We start from the raw sequence: 18919 nt of genomic DNA on the forward strand, positions 1-18919 counted from the left end.
TAGGGTGTGGGGTGTGGGGTGTGAGTAAGTTGGAGAGTTACCGCGATCTGGAGGTTTGGAAAGTATCGATGCGATTAGCAAAGCAGGTTTATCAGGTAACAGAGGTAATGCCAAAGCATGAAATCTATGGATTAACTTCGCAGATTCGTAGAGCCTGTGTTTCTGTGCCTGCCAATATTGCTGAAGGGTATGGACGGAATCATCGTAAGGAGTATCTTCAGTTCCTTGGTATCGCCAATGGAAGCCTCAAAGAGTTAGAAACCTTGCTTCTTCTTGCAAATAATTTGAATTACATTGATGACATTACTGAATTAATGAGTTTATGTGACAGTACAGGACGCTTACTGAATCGTCTGCGTCAAAGCCTTCAAAGGGGGATAGATAATTGACTTCTCCACACCCCACACCCCATACCCCACACCCCAACACTACGATTCGGGTGCTAATTGTTGATGACCACGCCATAGTCAGAAAGGGTCTAGCAACCATCATTAACCGCGATCCAGAAATGACAGCGATCGCTCAAGCTGAAGATGGGCAACAGGCGATCGCCGCGTTTCGAGAATACCAACCTGATGTCACACTAATGGATTTACGAATGCCCAAAATGGGAGGTGTTGAAGCTATTATGGCGATTTGTGCTGAATTTAAGCAGGCTCGGATCGCCGTACTCACAACCTACGATGGCGATGAAGATATCTATCGCGGTTTACAGGCGGGCGCTCAAGGCTATCTGCTTAAGGATTCTAAACTTGGCGAGCTTTTGAATGCGATTCGCGCCATTCATAATGGTCAGAAATACATTCCGCCAGAGGTGGGCGCAAAATTATTGCAGCGAATGAGCAATCCAGAACTGAGTGAACGAGAGTTGGAAGTGTTGCGTTTGATGGCACAAGGAATGGGTAATCAGGAAATTGGGACTACTTTGATTATTGGTGAAAGTACCGTCAAATCGCATGTGAATCACATTTTGAGCAAACTGGGAGTGAGCGATCGCACTCAAGCCGTAATTACTGCTGTTAAGCGTGGGATTGTCAGTTTGTAAGTGGGGAAAAAGTTCACAAGGGTCAAGGTGTGGGAGTAGAGATCGCACCTCGCTTGGTGTAAGGTATTCTCTAGACCTGTAATGCTTGTTGGGTAGACGAGTTGGGGGTGGTGGCCTCATTTAATCCTGGTGATAGTGTCCGGTGTACGCGACAAATTATGGACACTCCCCATTCTCCCAAATCCCCATGACTTCGTGAAGCACTACCCCAAAACTGACCACAGTTAAGCTAAACTTATCTTTCAATCGTCCGAAAATTCTCTACACCATGCGATTGATAAGGATGGATTATATAAGGTAATAAGGCACTGTAAAAAGCTTCAGGAAGAATTTTTACGGTGGGTAAATGCAATTAATCATATTTGATGCCTAAATGGGAACCCTAATAAAGGAAGCTACTACCATTCTCTGCCTTAAACATGAAAGAAAGAACATCTCCATATCCAGGAATTCATCCAAATTTTCCTTTACAAAACTTTTCTAAAGATATACAGTGCATTGTAAATACTTTAAAAAGAGAGTTTTTTATTACTAGTGGTTCTAAAATTCAAGTTGGGGCTAGTAGCGAGTACGAATATATATTAGTAGAGCCAACGGATGAATATAGAGAAACATTTAATCTTCAAAAAGAAATTGTTATTTTATTTAGTAAGTACCAAACTCTACAAGCTAGAACTCTGGATGTATTTGAGAGAATAAACAAAACGTATTCTACTTTAAGATTAGAGAAAATTTGTGGTGTTTTAATAAGTAACGACCCGAAAATTGAGCATTCTTTACTTAACTTAACTAAGAGTGAACCTGAATCTCAGATTATTATACCTTTTATATATAGTGAATTCAAAGGAAAAGTAGAAGTTAACTTTTTTATAAATAGATTTAAAAAGTATTTATATGACAGAGACTTATTTGCATTTGAAGCTCCTCTCAAAAAAGATTTATACTTCTTCGGGCGCAATGATTTAATTTTAACTATTATTGATAGATACAAGCGTGGAGAGAACTCAGGTCTTTTTGGATTACGAAAAACAGGTAAAACATCAGTAATTTATGGTATAGAACGTTCTTTAAGTAGAGATGGTATAGTACCAGTAGTAATCGATTGCCAAAATCCATCTTTTAATCAAAAAAGATGGTTTCAAGCTTTGTATTTTATTTGTAAAGAAACTAAAGCAAGACTCAAACTCAATCAAGTTAGGCTTGCATTAGAAAATGAATTTAATGAACAAAATGCGGCTTCATATACAAAAACATTTTTTCAGAGATGTAAAGACAGCAATCAAAATGATTGGCCACTTTTTTTCATTTTTGATGAAATTGAAAATATTTCACTCAAGACATCTCCTTGCGAACACTGGAGTCAAGGCACTGATTTTATTCCTTTTTGGCAAGCATTGAGAAGTATTTTTGAAAAAAATAACAATTTAATTTCTTATTTAGTAGTAGGAACAAATCCTTCCTGCATAGAAGTTCCTACTATTGGAAATATAGATAACCCTCTTTTTAACCACTTTACCCCTTTATATATACCAGGATTTCAGCTTAATGATACAGAAGATATGGTTAAAAAGTTAGGTAGACCAATGGGGTTAAAATTTGAGGATACTATTTATGCAAAACTAACAGAAGATTTTGGTGGACATCCATTTTTAATTCGACATTTATGCAGTTTTATTCATAAAGAAGTTCATAATAGGCATAAAACCGTAACAGTTGATAAAAAATTATACCAAACAGCCAAAACCGAGTTTATTAAAAAATTTAGTAACTATTTAGAAATGATTCTATTGGTTGTTATGAAGTTTTATCCAGATGAGTACGAAATGCTAATTTATTTGGCTAAAAACGAAATATCAACTTTTAATGAAATGGCGGAGTATCATCCTTCTTATACTTCTCATCTTATAGGTTATAGTTTAATAAAAAAGGGTATATCTGGATATGATTTTCAAATAGATTCTGTTAAAGAATATCTATTAATGCAGAATAAATATAAAAGAATTGGTTTAACAACTGAAGAGAAATGGGAAGAAATATCTGCTAGAAGGAATCGCGCAGAAATTAAATTAAGAAAAATAGTTAAAATGCAGTTACGCGCGAATACAAAAAACATCGATGAAGCTAAACAAGTCATGTTAGATATCTTTGGTGGAAAAAGACAATATGAATTATCACACTTAGGATACAACGATATTTTTGATCCTAATAAGGGCGAAATATATTTTTTAGACTTAGCTAAAGTCATTAGTAAGAAATGGGAAATGTTTGAAAATATTTTTTCTCACTCAAAAAAAGGAACATTTGAAAAGCTAGAATTCATCAACAAGTCTAGGGCTGATGCACACGCAAAGGATATTACCGAAGAACTATTTCAATATTTCCGTATCTGTATGAGTGATATTGAGAAAGACTTAGAAGATTTGATGTAATCAGTTTGTAGCTTAAATTAAGTAAGTCTAATGACACTCAAACGAGATGGTAAAGCAGTTTGGAATTTTGCAGCATAAGCATTTTTTACTTTTTATTTATGATATCAACTGCAATACCACAATCACGTCAACCTCATCATCTCTTGATGCCCCGACGAACTGGGTACACTTCGTTTAGAGCGGGTGGTGTCAGGGACGAGCAGAAATCCACCTAAAGTTGGAGACAACTTTCCACTGCGAGATGGACGGGTTCATCCATCACTAGATTGGATAAAAATGTCAACTCAGAGTGGACGACAACAGAGGGTCAATTGTCTATATTAAATCCATAGCAACGTTAGCGCAGTTGGGTTGTAAGGCTTAGTTTGCTTAATACAAACCGAAACATGACTTCCGACCGTGATAATCGTTCTTTATTCGTTCTGCCTTCAACCCAGGATCATATTCAAGGTGTATTGAATGCTGCTGTAGTATTCGTTATGTATGGAGATTATGAATGTTTTCAAAGTGCCAACGTCTATCGATTGATTAAAGTTGCCGGGCAGCAATTGAAGGTTTCGTTTGGAGAAAACAATTTAGGTTTTATCTTCCGTCATTTTCCTCAGATACAGATTCATCCACATGCTCAACGGGCAGCAGAAGCAGCAGTTGCCGCAGCAACTCAAGGGCTGTTTTGGCAAATGCATGAGATATTGTTCATTCATCAACAAGAGTTAGAGAATGGCTATCTAGTAGAGTACGCCAATCGTTTAGGACTTGATATTTCTCAATTTTTGCAGGATTTATCCAGGGGAAGGTATGTCGTTCGGATCAATGCAGATATCGAAGGTGGATTGCGAAGTGGAGTGGAGGCTGCACCCGCTTTGTTTATTAATGGAATTCGCTATCTCGATCGCTGGACTGTTGAGCAGATAATGGCAGCCAGTGTTGCTGCAAATGATTAACGGCAAGAATCAGAAATTTCAGCAATTTAGCAAGAATACAGAGGCGATCGCAATGATAGTTTTTACATGGAAAAAAGTTCAAAAATTGTTGATGTGGTTATTTGCATTAAGTGTTGTTGTTGTCATATCAATGCATCCAACACCAGCCACTTCCAAGGAATTACCTCAAGCGTCCAACTCTAAACCTGCGATCGTTCTCGTTCATGGGGCTTATGCTGATGGTACATCATGGCAACACGTTATTCCATTGTTAGAGCAGGATGGCTACAGAGTGACTGCTGTGCAGATTCCGCTCACCTCGCTTGCTGATGATGTGGCAACGACGAAGCGGGTGATTGAGGCTCAAAAGGGTTCTGTTGTAGTAGTTGGACATTCCTATGCTGGAAATGTAATCACAGGTGCGGCAGCTGGCAATCCACAGGTGAAAGCTCTGGTTTATGTTAATGCTTTCGCACCAGATGTTGGTGAAAAGACGAGTGATTTGAATAAAAGGTACGCAGCCCCTCCGATTAGTACGGCAATCGTGTCTGATGCTGCAAACTTTCTCTATGTAGATCGCGAGAAGTTTCACGAATTTTTTGCCCAAGACGTATCAAAGGCTGAGGCGCGAGTAATGGCAGCAACCCAAAAGCCGATCGCCAGCGCAGCCTTTGAGCAATCAGTCAATGAAATCGCCTGGAAAACAATTCCTTCTTGGTTTATCGTGACTCAAAGCGATCGCGCCATCAACCCTGAACTTCAACGTTTTATGGCAAAACGGATTAATGCTAAGACAACCGAAGTTAACTCCAGCCATGTTCCTTTTATCTCTCATCCAAAAGAAGTTACCAAAGTAATTGAAGCAGCAAGCACTGCTGTGAAGTAATCCTAACTATGAATTTACTAACAGATCAAACCACCACTACTGCTGACGAGTCGGCAATCCGTGCTTTCCATCGCCAGATGATTGATGCTTGGAATCGAGGTAGCGGCAAAGGCTTCGCTGCCCCGTTCAGCGAAACTGCCGATTTCATCACGTTCGAGGGCACGCATCTCAAGGGTCGAAAAGAAATCGCTGTATTTCATCAGCAAGCGTTCGACACAGTTGTAAAAGGAACACGCCTGGAGGGTGAGGTGGATTTTGTCCGCTTCGTGAACTCGCAACTCGCGCTCATGCTCGTAGTTATCAGGGTAATACTGCCCGGACAAACCGAAACTTCACCGTCACGAGATTCGCTGCCGCTATACGTTGTAACGAAAGGCGATGAAGGTTGGCAGATCGAAGGGTTACTCAATACCCGGAAGTTAACGCTAGAACGTCAATTCTTCTTAGACGACTTTGATTCACTGAGCGCAGAGGCTCAAGGTCAAGTGACCGACCTCATTTCAAGTCTCAAGCAGCCCCATCAAGCAGATCGATCAAAGGAGATGTAAGGAATGACACGCTTGTTAAGATACAAAAGACGATCGCCCTAGTAGTCTGCCAACCAAAAATGCTAAGTGAGGGCTGGGGAAAGGGGAAAGGGAAAAGGGTAAGGGATTTAAACCCTTTCCCCCTTCACCCTTACCCTTTACCCCGCCAAGTTCCCTTGGCGTACTACTAGTTCCCCAATACGGGCTGACTATTCTTCCTGCTGACTCCACTCTCCATTAGTAACTGACCGCTTTAAACCCAACAATCAAAGGATTCGCATGATAAGAAAACTAGAAGGAAAAATCGCCCTTGTCACGGGTGGCAACAGTGGTATCGGTCTTGCCACTGCCAAACAGTTTGTTGCTGAAGGTGCCTATGTCTACATCACGGGTCGTCGCCAAGTCGAACTGGATGCTGCTGTAGAAGCCATTGGTAAAAATGTTACGGCTGTGCAGAGCGATGTTTCTAATCTGGCAGACCTCGATCGCCTGTTTGCCACCATTAAGCAAGAGCAAGGACACCTCGATATCATCTTTGCTAATGCTGGAGGTGGACAAATTGCCCCACTTGGAGCAATCACTGAGGAACACTTTGACAAAACATTCAACGTAAACGTCAAAGGTCTGCTGTTCACCGTACAAAAAGCGCTGCCACTGTTGCCAGAGGGTGCTTCTATTATCCTGAATGCTTCGATTACTTCTATAAAAGGTACGCCAGCATTCAGTGTTTACAGCGCTACCAAAGCCGCTGTGAGATCGTTCGCTCGGAATTGGATACTCGACCTCAGAGAACGCAAGATCCGAGTGAATGCCATTAGCCCTGGTGTAGTTCCGACTCCTGGTTACGATCATTTGGGATTGAATGACCAGCAGTTGCAAGAATTCGTGGACAGCCAAGCCAGCACTATTCCACTGGGGCGAGTCGGCACACCCGATGAGATTGCCAAAGCTGTTGTCTTTCTTGCTTCAGATGACAGCAGCTTTGTGAACGGCATTGAGTTGTTTGTCGATGGTGGTATGGCACAGATTTGAAGTCCAAAAGGAGTTAAAGACACGAACCCTTTTCTAGCTTTTGGCAGTTGTTTATAACACGCTCTAGCGAATCCAAACCCACGAACAAAAACCTACTAATACCAATTCTTTATGAAGGCGCACAGAAAAACCCCACCGCCTGCGGCACTTCCCCTTAGCAAGCTACCGTGTACACACAAGTCTTTTAGAGTTGTTGCGTAACGTAGGATAAGTTCATTTTTGCAAAGCGATGCAACAAAGGTGCAGGGCGATGCAACAAAGGTGCAGGGCGATGCATCAAAGGTGTAAGTCAATGCAACAAAGGTGCAGGTCAATGCAACAAAGGTGCAGGTCAATGCAACAAAGATGCAGGTCAATGCAACAAAGGTGCAGGTCAATGCAACAAAGATGCAGGTCAAGAGACTTGTGTATATACCGTAGCCTTAGCAAGGGGAGGTTGAGAGGGGTCAAAATAATATGCAGCTTCACAGAGAATTGGTATAAGCTGTTACGCATTTAAGTCACACATCAACTGGTGAGATTGTCCTTTCTCCTTAGTAAACACAAATGACTAATGACTAATGACAAATGACTAATGACTAATGACGGTCTACACAGAAAATAGTGCAATATGTAGGCGCGTTAGCTTAACAGCTTAATTGTCTACTATTCGGATTTTTTCATCCATCGCAACGATATATGAGGAGATCGACATGACAACAACGAGCAATTCCGATTTTGCTGCTTGCGAGGCACTACGTCTGCTCGGCCCCGATCCCGAAAACTGGGTGCCCGATCGCCCTGGCATCGATCACAATGTCACTATAATCGGTGGTAGCGGTAGCGGTAGCACTTTTGTATTTGCGCTACGGCGTGCTGGGATCGGTCGCGTAACGGAAATCGATGCAGCCGATGACGAGGCTCATGCAGGCGTGTGGTTGACGCGAGCGCGGATGAGAACACTCCGCACACCGAAACATCTGCCTGGGCCAGAATTAGGCATCCCAGAATTGTCCTTTCAAGCCTGGTACGAAGCGCGGCACGGTGCGGCAGCTTACGCGAAGATCGATCGCATTGAGCGAGTGACTTGGGCTGAGTACCTCAGTTGGTATCGGCATTTCCTGGGTATCCAGGTTCGTTACCAGACGAAGTTGGTGCGGATTGAACCAGCCGCAGGTTTCTTCCGCCTACACCTTGAGGTAAATGGTGTGCCGCTCTTAGAAACTACGCGCAAAATTATCTTCGCCAATGGCGTGGCTGGCACGGGTGGCCCGAACATACCTCCAATACTGGCTGACTTACCCCGCACGTTGTACGCACATACCGCCGATGCCATCGATTTTGAAGCACTGCGCGGTAAGACTGTGGCGGTGCTGGGTGCGGCGGCTTCAGCTTTCGATGCAGCAGCAGTGGCGCTGGAATCGGGAGCTAAGGCAGTACATCTATTTGTACGGCGATCGGCGATCGCATCTCTGTCACTCCTTCGGATACGGGATTACCCTGGTGCTTACGACAACTATCCCCAATTACCCGATGCAGCACGCTGGCTCCAGGCTTGGCGCTTTCATCAAGCAGGCACCGCGCCACCCCCAAACTCGATTGAGCGAGCGATCGCTTTCCCGAACTTTCACATCCATCTATCTGCACCTTGGAAATCGGCACGGAAACTGGGCGAACGCATTGCCATCCAGGTGAACGATGATGTTTTCGAGTTTGATTTTGCGATCGCTGGCACTGGTTACTTCGTTGACCCAACCAAGCGTCCCGAACTAGCCGACTTTGCCCAACATATTGCCCTCTGGCGCGATCGCTACCAGCCACCAGAAGACCTACGTGACGACGGTTTGGCGGCACATCCTTACCTCGGTAGTGCCCACGAATACCAAGAAAAAGTACCTGGTACTGCCCCTTATCTGAAAGACATTCACGTATTTAATCCTGCTGGTTTGGTCAGCTTCGGATTGCCAGTTGGTGACATCCATAGCATCCGCCGCGACGTACCTGCAATAGTATCGCGCATCAGTCACGACTTGTTCTTTAAGGACTGGGCACATCATGAGGCACGGATCGCAGGCGATATCGCCCCCGATTTTGAGGACTCACTCTATGCTGCTGCGGTGTGGAAACAACCGATCGAGGCAGCGACCCGCTAGTAGTCTGCCAACCCAAAAATGCTGGGTGAGGGCTGGGGAAAGGGGAAGGGATTTAAAACCTTTCCCCCTTACCCTTTACCCTTTACCCCGCCAAGTTCACTTGGCGAACTACTAGGAGTCCCATTTCAACAGATTGTTTACTAATTATCAAAGGAGAATGTCATGGTTGCTCAAGTAAATTCACAAGCAAAGATTTTGGAAGTTGCAGAAGATCCACGTCTTTCTAAAGAAGTGAAGGCATTTTTGAAAGTGCTGAACTCAGGAGGTGTGCCTCTAGAGACATTACCTCCACTCGAAGCGCGTCAAGTTCTCGTGGATGCACAGGCTTCCGTTCCAGTAGACCTTTCAGGCATTGAAGAGTCTGAGAAGACAATTACTGCTGACGGTTATTCGATTACGCTCAACATCGTGCGACCGGAAGGCATCAAAGGCACATTGCCTGTTTTCATCTTTATTCATGGTGGTGGTTGGGTGTTGGGTGATTATCCAACACACAAGCGCATGGTTCGCGATCTGGTTGTGCTTTCAGGGTTTGCAGGGGTCTTTGTCAACTACACGCGCACGCCAGATGCTCAGTACCCACAGGCGATCGATGAGATTTATGCTGCAACCAAATGGGTTGCCGAGCATGGTGAGGAAATTGGCGTGGATGGCAAGAATCTGGCAGTGGTCGGCAACAGTGTCGGCGGAAATATGACAGCAGTCACGGCTTTGAAGGCGAAAGAAAACGGAGGGCCACACATCAAGCTACATATCATGATGTGGCCGATCGTAGACGCTAGTTTTGAAACAGAGTCGTATCACCAATTTGGTGAGAAGCGTTTTCTGACTACACCGTTGATGAAGTGGATGTATGACATGTACATAGCTGATCCAGAAAAACGCCAAGATATCTATGCCTCGCCCTTACAAGCTACGGTTGAGCAATTGCAAGGCTTGCCTCCAGCACTCATTCAGGTTGCCGAAAGCGATATTCTGCGAGATGGCGGCGAAGCCTATGGGCGCAAGCTGGATGAAGCTGGGGTAAAAGTAACCACCGTGCGTTACAACGGCATGATTCATGACTTTGGGCTACTCAATGGGTTAGCCGAGGTTCCGGCAGTCCGTTCTCTGTTTGTCCACGCCGCCGCTGAATTGAAAAAGTATCTCCAATAGGATGCGATCGATGTTTTTGGGGAAAGGAAAAGACACTCTTCCATCGCTTTGCTGCTTACTGAGTTAGCGTAGAGGAAAAGGGTAAAGCGAAATGGTACTAAGTTAAGACACAGCCCTTGCCGTGGTTCCCAGCCTCCAGGCTAGGAACTAATTCTGAGAGCCTCCGCCTCCAAAGGCTCGATCGGAGGCAGAGCCTCTCGAAATACATTCCCAGCCTACAGGCTGGGAACGAGGTGAAACAAGACTTTCGGCTTATCTTAGTGCCATTCGACTCTGCGCCGTTTCACCTTTAAATGGATCGTAATACAAACTACTCTCAGGTAATTACCTGCTATGAACAGCCACATACCGAGCGCTAGGGACATTATTGGATCATCACCGTTGATTGCGATTGAAAACGAAGCACCACCCAAGCTGATTGTCGATCCACCGCTTCCCGAACCACTGGCACAGGGACGCGTCTTTATCCAGTACCGGACGGAGAATTTGCGCGTGTTGCCGGTGTTCGGCAAAAGTGCCCTCGAAGTATCGCCGCGCATCGGTCATATCCACATCACCGTTGACGATTTGCCGTGGCACTTTGTCGATGCTAGTGGGGAAACGATCATCCTGGTCGGACTAGAACCTGGCGTACACAAGGTGCTGATCGAACTAGCTGACCCCACGCACAAAGTAATCATTAGCGAAACTGTAGAGTTCACGCTGCCCGATCCTCAGAAATCATCATGAAAAAACTAGAGGGAAAAATTGCAGTTGTGACGGGGGCATCTGGGGAAACGCTGTACATCGCGGGTGGTTTTTAAGAAAGAGAACAGTGAAAATCAACAAGCAAGGAGAAAAACCATGAACATCAACAAGAATGACATTGCAGTAGTTGTCATCGCTCCGCAAAACGATGTCTTGAACGAAAAAAGGGTTTTTTGGGATTTGGCAGGTAAGAATGTCAAACTTATTAATTTTACAAAACTCATGAAAACATCCGCGTTACTTCTTGCTCTGCCAATAAGTATCTTAGCTAATTTTTCCTTAAGAGCTTCTGCTGATTCTACTGCTGGCATCGTCCTGAGTACGAAATGCCGGGGCGGATACAACGTAAATATTTGGCAGAAATATACGAACGGTGAACTGCTTTATCGCGCCACTAGTCCCAACGGTAATTTAAGTTTGGGCAAAGGAACTAGCCAAGCGACAGAAGGTGTTCGAGTGTATAAGTTTCGGAGTGGAATTTATCAATACTGGGTGTGGGATGGCACGTTGGATAACCCGCAGTCTGGAACTTTAGAGGTGTATAAAAACAACCGTATCTTGATGAAGCAAGCTTGTAGAAAAAGTTGAATCTTCTAGCAGGTGTTATATACTTTTTGTCAACCCTTCTGGGGCAAGCATCTTGAGTTACGCTTGCCAAATACATTATTGCTAAAACCCTCTTAGTCAGTTTTTTCTGAAATTCATAACACCTTCTAGAAATCGTATTCACCTTATCAAACTCAAAGGATATGGAAGCGAACGCTCAACATTATGACGATATTATTATCGGCGGCGGCAAAGCGGGTAAAACACTAGCACCAGCGTTAGTCGCTGACGGACGTAAAACCGCTCTGGTTGAACGCAGTTTAAATATGATTGGTGGTGGGTGCATTAATATTGCCTGCATTCCTACTAAAACTATGGTGGCGAGTGCCAGTGTCGCAAATACAGTGCGAAATAGTGCCGCTTATGGTGTTAAAGCTAATACGCCCATCGTTAATTTAGTGGAGGTGATCCAACGAAAACGAACGGTTGTGCAATCTGCGCGTGAAATAAACTTGCACAATTTAGAAACGGCTCTCGATCGCAACTTGATTATTGGCGAAGCAAGGTTTGTTGCTCCTAAAACAATTGAAGTAACGACGAGTGAGGGGAACAATCGCTTACTTACCGCCGAACGCTTATTTATTAATACAGGCACACGACCGTTAATTCCAGCCATCCCCGGACTCACAGAAGTTGAGTTTTTAACTAGTGAGTCAATTATGGAGCTAGAACACCTGCCTGAACACCTGATCGTTCTCGGTAGTGGCTATATTAGTTTAGAGTTTGCCCAGATGTTTCGGCGCTTTGGCTGTCGTGTTACTGTTATTGGGCAAAGTGAGCAAATCCTGTCACAGCAAGATTCAGATATAGCGATCGCAGTTCAAACACTGCTAGAACAAGATGGTATTGAATTCTTGCTGAAGGCGAAGGTGTTGAAGGTTGATCGCACTGGTAATGAAACCATCCTGCAAATCCAAGTTGGCGATCGTGAAATCACCCTCCAAGGGTCGCATTTGCTCGTCGCCGTTGGTCGTGCGCCCAATAGCGAGAGCTTAAATTTAGCTGCTGCTGGTGTGGCAACCGATACACGCGGATTTATTCAAGTTAATGAACGCCTAGAGACAAACATACCGGGGATTTGGGCGTTAGGCGATATTAATGGCGGCCCGCAATACACCCATATATCGCTCGACGATTATCGCATTATCAAAGCCAATTTAATTGATGGGGGCAACAGGAGTACAGGCGATCGATTGCTTCCATCGTGTCTATTCATCGAGCCAGAACTGGCTCATGTAGGTTTGACTGAAACTGAAGCACAGCAACAAGGATATGCCATCCGCGTGGCGAAAATCGATGCGTCAGCCGTTCCTAGAGCAAGAACACTCGGTCAAACCGATGGACTTCTGAAGGCGATCGTGGATGTAGATACAGGTCGTATTCTAGGGTGTTCTCTGTTGTGTCATGAAGCGGGTGAAGTGATTTCGACGGTGCAGATGGTGATGCAAGCTCAGATGCCCTACACCGTTTTGCGCGATGGTATTTTGACTCATCCCACGATGACCGAGGGGTTAAATATATTGTTTTCCAAGTTGTAAAAAGACAGCAATTGCAGACCCAAGGACTTACCAAATAAACGACATTTCACTCTTGAAAAAAGTAGATATAGCATGATGAGTAAAACATCTAAAGTCGGTATTATTGGTGCAGGTAATGTAGGTGCAAACGTTGCAAATGCTTTAGTTTTACTCGGTAGATGCGTAAGGGTTGTCCTTTTTGACCGAACCTTATCAAAAGCTGAAGGACAAGTATGGGATATTGAAGACAGCATTCCCCTACTTAAAGAGATGGAGATTTTACCATCAAATCAGTATGAAGATTTAGCTGATTCAGATATTATTATTGTGACTGTTGGGGTACAGCCAAAACAAGGACAGAGCAGATTAGATATATTGAACGAGAATGCAGAGATTATGTGTTCGACAATCAAAGAATTGGATCGAGTTGCACCGAATTCAATCATAATTATCGTTAGCAATCCAGTGGATGTACTAACGCGGATTGCGTAGGCGTAGCCCGTCGTAGACATCGCTACTTCTACCAGAGCAGAAAATCTAATTTTCGGTTCGGGAACCGTTCTTGATACTGCTAGACTGAGATATCAACTTGGAAAGCGACTGAATGTTGCAAAACAAGACGTTCATGCTTATGTGATTGGAGAGCATGGAGACAGTGAATTTGTCGTTTGGTCTAGTGCATTTATTGGGGGAATTCTGTTAACTGAATTTCCGATACCACAAGGAGCAACGCTAGAACAAATTCAACAAGAGTACGCACAGTTAACTCGTAAACGAGGCTATAACATTTTTGAACGCAAAGGAAATACAAGCTATGGTATATCAACGGTAGTTTGTCAGTTAGTTGATACCATACTGCGAGATGAAAAGCAAATATTTCCAGTATCGGCTAAAGCAGATTCTAACTATGGAGTTGGCAGTGAAGTTGTTCTTGGACTTCCATGTATCATTGGCTCAAAAGGTATTGAGCGCCAACTGCTGTTATCAAGAAATGCTCATGAACAACGCTTATTAGAAGAATCAGCCAACAAACTCAATGAAGCCTATAATTCTTTGCATAATTAAAATCAAATGCCATAAGTTCTACTCCCAATATGTTTTGGAAAAATGAACGATCGCTTTCCCGCTTTGTATATCTGCAATAATTTTGTTACGCTGATTTGTCTTCATGCTCCCATATTGAGAATTTAGGGGCGAATATTTTCATCTAAGTGGCTAACAAAGGAACGTATTTTCTCTACCTGGTCAAATGCCAGTGCTTTCAAGTTAAAGAATACTAAAGCTGATTTATCCTTTAGACACTCGTGAATGATTGGAATGAGAAAAGAGATACTTTTACCACGTGGGCTATCGATTCACCCTTGAACACGGCTTGATTCAAGCAATGGAAGTCTATTCACTTACTAGACATCAGCTAAGTTGGGGTTGATTTGTAGTGCTTGGTTAAAATCAGCGATCGCTTGTGAGTTTGCTACTCTCCTTTTTAATTGATCGCTTCATAAGTCAATTCAAGTCTTAGAACTTTAAAGTTGGACTTGTTTAGATAAATGCCTCTCTCTTAAGTATGATTTCTACATCGGACACGATCGCGCTTTTAATGCTTCTGCTATCTTCACTGACTGAATCTATGAAAAAAGGTTGTTTTTCGGAAAGGTCGTGCTATGGTAGAAGTGTTTACATTAAGTTAAAAAACTCAAATTGCTAGTGACATGAATGTTGATGTTCACCGATGTTTGAATATTGCTTCAAACATTGTTCTTATTTCAAATAATTATTTCGCCGCTTGCTATTGGGAAAGAACAGTTAAGCAAAAGCTGCTTCGCTCGCTACGTTGAGGCAATATTTGCTGAATCTTTTTTTTCAGACACTAAGGTTTTTGCCCTATTTCTAGTCAAGGTTTCTACTGCAACCTATTTCTTGCAGTTATAGGTCGGTGCAGGTATTTGCTGCCGATAGATTCATGTTTGCTTAGATTTCTAATTAGCCCAATGCGTCTAATCCAAATTGAGTTAGAAGTTCCAATCGGGCTGCTTCGTAAATACGACATAGCTATGCTTTTAGGCTAGTTGATAACCTTTCTACGAAAGGAGGCAACTATTTGACTCAAGGCATTGCAGTGAAAATGTAGTCAATATTCCTCTTTTGAAAGAGGAGCTAACAAACGATGCTGACAACTTATCAGGCAGCAATCGTAATTGTTCTAGCTATGGCTGCAATTGTTGGTTTGTTTAACTACTAAACCAAGAAATAGCAACACTCAATTGAACACAATTCGCCAAGAACGTTCATCTAAGATTAGAATGATGGAGTTTTTAGAATCATGGATGCTCATGTTCACCAATACTTGAACTCTGGTTCAATTACCTCTTCAACTTCTGAACATTTTATTGATCGGCATTGGGAAAGAACGATCAAGCAAAAGCTGCTTCGCTGGCTACGTTGAGATAACACTTACTGATTCTTTCAAAAACTAAAATCTTTGTTCTGATTCTAATTAAAATCTCTACTCTAAGCCAAGGTTTCTTTGACGGTGGCTTAACGCATCTGTCCAACGCTGGTACAGATTGCGCCTGTTTTTTAATTAGCTCAATTCGTTCAACTCTAAATTGAATTATGAGTTTTGATTGCAATGAAATTCAAACATCGCACACAAAGACCACACCGAAAAATTGTCTTTGCTGTTCTCACCAATTACTACGTCATATTCGTGGTCAACGAATCTATTGGTTCTGTCGAAATTGCTGGCAAGAAATGTATTTTCTAGAAGAAACATCTTTTAGAAGAGACTTAAAAAGTATCTCACATTACCAATGTTAAAAAGCTTTTTGACGTTTGAACTCAAACTAAGTTTCTGTAGCAATAAATTATTTCAGATGTGCTAACAGGTATTACGCCCATCTAAGTTTTCAGTTTGATCGTCTTGTTCAATTCAAATTAAATCAGGAGTTTCAATCATGATGCTCTTAGTTCGACGCACAGAAAAGACTGTGTGGGCACAGTTTTGCAATTATGGTGTTTGCTTCAAGCGATGGTCGTCATCTTTCTGGTTTAATATTTTTGCTATTGCAATTGTGTTAATCGCTACTTTGATTTACCTTCTAGCATTTGTTAATGCACCATTCTCTCAAATCAGTAGTGACGATTATCAACCGATTTTAAGCACCTTGTTTTTGAACAATGGGATGAGCAACAGCACTACACTTCAGTTCTCTGGCTACCGATTAGCACTCTTGTATGACTTTGGCAGATGGCTTGGTGTACAAGTAATTCGGCTGTTGTCTAACTGAGTTTATAACCGTGGTTTGAAGACCTTAATTAAATGATGGTTTTTCTTTAGATATATTGTCGTAATTCGTAGCAAAGAAATGACACAGCAAGTTCTAATTTTGGGTGGAAGTGGAAGGATTGGGAGTCAAGTCGCCGCAGACTTGCTCACCCATACAGCGGTAAATGTAACAATTGCAGGGTGCAATCCAGAAATAGGGGAAAAAGCCTGTCAGTCATTGGTTAATTCAATTGGAGAAACGACTCCCCAACGCTGTCAGTTCGTCTCAATTTACTTAGATGATTTGAGAAGACTACAAGATACAATCGCGCAATTAGATTTGGTAGTTCACTGCGCGGGGCCGTTTCATCATCGAAATGCTAGTGTTTTGAAACTCTGCATTGATTCTGGTGTGAACTATGTCGATGTCAGCGATCATGCCTCTTTCACTTGTAAAGCAATCGCACTCCAGGCAGAAGCCCAAGCCGCAGGAATCACCGCCAATACGGTTCGGATAAGCATTTTTCATTTTCCTTGTGGTCTGGGGAATGGGTTTGCGGGTAAAGGGTAAAGGATGTATTCAAAACCTTTTCCCTTTCCCCTTTAACCGAACCGTATTGGGAGTGTGGACACCAGAACAAGTCCTCTCAACGCCAATGTTTGAAAAGGCAATGAGCGATCGAGAAATGGAAATTCATCAACAGTTGCTTCCCAATTCGATTGATTATTCCTTTGAAACTTCTATTGCTGAGTGTTAATTTGCAATGTTATCTCTTCCTTTTCTAGTAGCCCTTTCGATCGCCTGCTTTGCAATCTATGTGGCAAATGTAGCAAAAGAAGAAATGGTTGAAATTTTTGCTGCGATCGTTGCAATTCTAAGTTTTGTTGCCAGTTTGATACTAGCGCCTTGGTTTATCCAAATAGCGCTGCTAATTTTTGTAGGGGTGTTTTGGCGTACCCCAATCCTGCGATAGACCTATTGTTAACTCTCTACCATTTGAGCAGAAATCCATCATTATTAGATATTTGTTGGTTTTCATTGGCATCAGTACACTAATTGGAGTTTGCATTTCTAGCTTCTTCTGTTGTTCCTAAATCACATCGTCTGAATGTCGATACTTTGCTCAAAGACCTTCCCAAAACGCAACCCATTCTGTTGACTTGTCTCACTGGGCAACGCAGTTTTACTGCGGCTCAACAATTGGTTCAAAAGGGCTATGACGCTATCTATGTTCTAAGGGGCGGCGTGAAGATAATGCGATCGCGTTAGCCGCATTGTCTCAATCCTTGCAAAATTTGATAGCAGTGGAAGCGATCGCTAATCTCAATCATAATTTGACACAGCTTCAGCAACCAACTTATTCTAGTTTGAGGGTTGGCACAGAAGACTCATCAAAGATAATGGTCAAAATTGCTTACTTGACAATTAATGCTACTTTCTGAGTAGATGCATAATTTGGCAACACTTGATTCAATTTTGCTTCATTAAGATGTAAATGATCTTCTAACACAGCAGAGATAACATCCCGAAAATCAGTGGTAATAGCCAAGTCCCTACCTTGATAAAGTTGGGCTGTAGATAGGCCAGGCCATTCACCGTAAACTTTACCGCCGCGAATTTGACCGCCCAAAACCCACATAACATTCCCATGACCGTGGTCAGTACCACCGTTATCATTTTGCTTGACTGTACGACCAAACTCGGACATTACAACAATTATTGTATTCTGGTAAACGCTCCCCAAACTTTTGACTAAAGTTGCCAAACCATTACCCAGTTTTTTTAAGTTCCGAGCTAACTGTCCTTGAGTGCTGCCTTGATTGACATGAGTATCCCAACCCCCCAAAGCCATAAACCCTAACTCGATTCTGGGGTCTTTAAGCATTAGTTGCGCCAATCGTTGGGCATCGCCAGCGAAGCCATCAGGTGAAGGCGCACCATTATTCGCCATTTTCATTTCACTATCCAGGTCATTCACGATCGCCTGACGCGCCATTCGTCCTTGGCGATAGGTCTGACTTAAAGCATCATTACTGCTATAAAGTCGATCGAATGCTGCTGCTAATTGAGGACGATCTATTGGCAGAGGTCTGCTAGCGTTTCTCCCTGATGCAATGTTAGCTACAGGCATTCGGCCAGAAAAAATCCAGGGTGTTGTTTCTCCAACACTTACTGCTTGAATGGGTGTTTTTTGAGAAATCACCCCTAGTAAACGATTCATCCAACCATCCTGAGTATGCTTGTCGCCAGGAGTAGCGTTTTCCATATATTGTTGAGCATCAAAGTGAGAGCGAGTTGGATCGGGAGAACCACAAGCATGAACAAATGCCAAGCTGTTCTGCTGCCATTCGGGTATCAAAGTAGCTAATGCTGGATGTAGCCCAAAGCGTCCATCTAAATCTATTACTCCCCCTTCCTTCCCTGGTTGAGGAATAGCAATTTGCGGTCGGGCTTGATAGTAAGCTGTCTCTGAGTAAGGAACTACGATGTTTAAACCGTCTACCGCGCCACGAAGGAAAATTACAATCAACCGCTTCTGGTTACTATTTTGGGTAGCGGATCTAGCCACCCAAGCATTGCTAGCTATAGCTGCGATCGCAGAAGTGGAAAAAATTCCACTTTGGATTAAGAAGTCACGTCTTTTCATAATTAAA

At 43.0% G+C, this 18919-nt stretch carries 21 protein-coding genes; 20 read left to right on the top strand and 1 reads right to left on the bottom strand.

Annotation, left to right across the window (positions count from 1 at the left end):
• The first annotated feature begins 20 nt into the window (after positions 1-20).
• From RMZ41_RS13795 to RMZ41_RS13890, 20 genes are all read left to right on the top strand, one after another.
• The gene (locus RMZ41_RS13795) at positions 21-389 is read left to right on the top strand and encodes a four helix bundle protein (RefSeq protein WP_322644611.1); all 369 of its coding nucleotides are present in this window, start codon (positions 21-23) and stop codon (positions 387-389) included.
• Complete coding sequence (locus tag RMZ41_RS13800; RefSeq protein WP_322644610.1) at positions 386-1045, top strand: response regulator transcription factor; 660 nt, start codon at positions 386-388, stop codon at positions 1043-1045. The genes RMZ41_RS13795 and RMZ41_RS13800 overlap by 4 nt, the downstream gene beginning before the upstream one ends.
• 419 nt (positions 1046-1464) lie before the next feature.
• A complete protein-coding gene (locus tag RMZ41_RS13805; RefSeq protein ID WP_322644609.1) occupies positions 1465-3474 on the top strand; it encodes an AAA-like domain-containing protein in 2010 nt (669 codons plus the stop codon).
• A 386-nt stretch (positions 3475-3860) separates the two neighbouring features.
• Complete coding sequence (locus RMZ41_RS13810; RefSeq protein WP_322644608.1) at positions 3861-4418, top strand: DsbA family protein; 558 nt, start codon at positions 3861-3863, stop codon at positions 4416-4418.
• Positions 4411-5283 carry an alpha/beta hydrolase gene (locus RMZ41_RS13815; RefSeq protein ID WP_322644607.1) on the top strand — a complete coding sequence of 291 codons (873 nt, stop codon included), beginning with the start codon at positions 4411-4413 and terminating at the stop codon, positions 5281-5283. Before RMZ41_RS13810 ends, RMZ41_RS13815 begins: the two co-directional genes overlap by 8 nt.
• An 8-nt stretch (positions 5284-5291) precedes the next feature.
• Complete coding sequence (locus RMZ41_RS13820) at positions 5292-5831, top strand: SgcJ/EcaC family oxidoreductase (protein WP_322644606.1); 540 nt, start codon at positions 5292-5294, stop codon at positions 5829-5831.
• 261 nt (positions 5832-6092) lie between these two features.
• Complete coding sequence (locus tag RMZ41_RS13825; protein WP_322644623.1) at positions 6093-6842, top strand: glucose 1-dehydrogenase; 750 nt, start codon at positions 6093-6095, stop codon at positions 6840-6842.
• Positions 6843-7534: 692 nt separating this feature from the next.
• Positions 7535-8974, top strand: a complete 1440-nt coding sequence (locus tag RMZ41_RS13830; protein ID WP_322644605.1) for an FAD-dependent oxidoreductase — start codon at positions 7535-7537, stop codon at positions 8972-8974.
• Positions 8975-9136: 162 nt separating this feature from the next.
• On the top strand, positions 9137-10129 hold the full coding sequence (locus tag RMZ41_RS13835; RefSeq protein WP_322644604.1) for an alpha/beta hydrolase: 993 nt from the start codon (positions 9137-9139) through the stop codon (positions 10127-10129).
• A gap of 333 nt (positions 10130-10462) precedes the next feature.
• On the top strand, positions 10463-10858 hold the full coding sequence (locus RMZ41_RS13840) for a DUF6130 family protein (RefSeq protein WP_322644603.1): 396 nt from the start codon (positions 10463-10465) through the stop codon (positions 10856-10858).
• 114 nt (positions 10859-10972) lie between these two features.
• The gene (locus RMZ41_RS13845) at positions 10973-11464 is read left to right on the top strand and encodes a hypothetical protein (RefSeq protein WP_322644602.1); all 492 of its coding nucleotides are present in this window, start codon (positions 10973-10975) and stop codon (positions 11462-11464) included.
• 161 nt (positions 11465-11625) lie between these two features.
• Positions 11626-13020, top strand: a complete 1395-nt coding sequence (locus tag RMZ41_RS13850; protein WP_322644601.1) for a mercuric reductase — start codon at positions 11626-11628, stop codon at positions 13018-13020.
• Between the two features lie 72 nt (positions 13021-13092).
• A complete protein-coding gene (locus RMZ41_RS13855) occupies positions 13093-13491 on the top strand; it encodes a lactate/malate family dehydrogenase (RefSeq protein ID WP_322644600.1) in 399 nt (132 codons plus the stop codon).
• Positions 13492-13539: 48 nt separating this feature from the next.
• Entirely contained in the window at positions 13540-14064 is a 525-nt protein-coding gene (locus RMZ41_RS13860; RefSeq protein ID WP_322734423.1) for a hypothetical protein, read from the top strand.
• Between the two features lie 1889 nt (positions 14065-15953).
• Positions 15954-16286 carry a hypothetical protein gene (locus RMZ41_RS13865; RefSeq protein ID WP_322644599.1) on the top strand — a complete coding sequence of 111 codons (333 nt, stop codon included), beginning with the start codon at positions 15954-15956 and terminating at the stop codon, positions 16284-16286.
• Positions 16287-16364: 78 nt separating this feature from the next.
• The gene (locus RMZ41_RS13870) at positions 16365-16835 is read left to right on the top strand and encodes a saccharopine dehydrogenase NADP-binding domain-containing protein (RefSeq protein ID WP_322644598.1); all 471 of its coding nucleotides are present in this window, start codon (positions 16365-16367) and stop codon (positions 16833-16835) included.
• Positions 16813-17022, top strand: coding sequence for a hypothetical protein (locus RMZ41_RS13875; protein WP_322644597.1), 210 nt, complete (start codon positions 16813-16815; stop codon positions 17020-17022). The genes RMZ41_RS13870 and RMZ41_RS13875 overlap by 23 nt, the downstream gene beginning before the upstream one ends.
• 6 nt (positions 17023-17028) lie before the next feature.
• Entirely contained in the window at positions 17029-17238 is a 210-nt protein-coding gene (locus tag RMZ41_RS13880) for a hypothetical protein (protein ID WP_322644596.1), read from the top strand.
• Positions 17239-17321: 83 nt separating this feature from the next.
• A complete protein-coding gene (locus RMZ41_RS13885; RefSeq protein WP_322644595.1) occupies positions 17322-17534 on the top strand; it encodes a rhodanese-like domain-containing protein in 213 nt (70 codons plus the stop codon).
• A 5-nt stretch (positions 17535-17539) separates the two neighbouring features.
• The gene (locus RMZ41_RS13890) at positions 17540-17707 is read left to right on the top strand and encodes a hypothetical protein (protein ID WP_322644594.1); all 168 of its coding nucleotides are present in this window, start codon (positions 17540-17542) and stop codon (positions 17705-17707) included.
• On the opposite strand, the gene RMZ41_RS13895 is transcribed toward RMZ41_RS13890, so the two are convergent.
• Complete coding sequence (locus tag RMZ41_RS13895) at positions 17680-18912, bottom strand: DUF1501 domain-containing protein (RefSeq protein WP_322644593.1); 1233 nt, start codon at positions 18910-18912, stop codon at positions 17680-17682. The genes RMZ41_RS13890 and RMZ41_RS13895 overlap by 28 nt on opposite strands.
• Between the last annotated feature and the right edge of the window lie 7 nt (positions 18913-18919).

Origin of the sequence: Nostoc sp. DedVER02, assembly GCF_034530675.2 — a bacterium.
In the GTDB taxonomy this organism is placed as follows: Bacteria; Cyanobacteriota; Cyanobacteriia; order Cyanobacteriales; family Nostocaceae; genus Nostoc.

Coding starts and splice junctions, on each gene's coding strand:
- RMZ41_RS13820 (WP_322644606.1), top strand. CDS start 5,292: ATGAATTTACTAACAGATCAAACCACCACTACTGCTGACGAGTCGGCA.
- RMZ41_RS13855 (WP_322644600.1), top strand. CDS start 13,093: ATGATGAGTAAAACATCTAAAGTCGGTATTATTGGTGCAGGTAATGTA.
- RMZ41_RS13875 (WP_322644597.1), top strand. CDS start 16,813: ATGGGTTTGCGGGTAAAGGGTAAAGGATGTATTCAAAACCTTTTCCCT.
- RMZ41_RS13880 (WP_322644596.1), top strand. CDS start 17,029: ATGTTATCTCTTCCTTTTCTAGTAGCCCTTTCGATCGCCTGCTTTGCA.
- RMZ41_RS13805 (WP_322644609.1), top strand. CDS start 1,465: ATGAAAGAAAGAACATCTCCATATCCAGGAATTCATCCAAATTTTCCT.
- RMZ41_RS13850 (WP_322644601.1), top strand. CDS start 11,626: ATGGAAGCGAACGCTCAACATTATGACGATATTATTATCGGCGGCGGC.
- RMZ41_RS13870 (WP_322644598.1), top strand. CDS start 16,365: ATGACACAGCAAGTTCTAATTTTGGGTGGAAGTGGAAGGATTGGGAGT.
- RMZ41_RS13845 (WP_322644602.1), top strand. CDS start 10,973: ATGAACATCAACAAGAATGACATTGCAGTAGTTGTCATCGCTCCGCAA.
- RMZ41_RS13865 (WP_322644599.1), top strand. CDS start 15,954: ATGATGCTCTTAGTTCGACGCACAGAAAAGACTGTGTGGGCACAGTTT.
- RMZ41_RS13895 (WP_322644593.1), bottom strand. CDS start 18,912: ATGAAAAGACGTGACTTCTTAATCCAAAGTGGAATTTTTTCCACTTCT.
- RMZ41_RS13815 (WP_322644607.1), top strand. CDS start 4,411: ATGATTAACGGCAAGAATCAGAAATTTCAGCAATTTAGCAAGAATACA.
- RMZ41_RS13835 (WP_322644604.1), top strand. CDS start 9,137: ATGGTTGCTCAAGTAAATTCACAAGCAAAGATTTTGGAAGTTGCAGAA.
- RMZ41_RS13830 (WP_322644605.1), top strand. CDS start 7,535: ATGACAACAACGAGCAATTCCGATTTTGCTGCTTGCGAGGCACTACGT.
- RMZ41_RS13810 (WP_322644608.1), top strand. CDS start 3,861: ATGACTTCCGACCGTGATAATCGTTCTTTATTCGTTCTGCCTTCAACC.
- RMZ41_RS13840 (WP_322644603.1), top strand. CDS start 10,463: ATGAACAGCCACATACCGAGCGCTAGGGACATTATTGGATCATCACCG.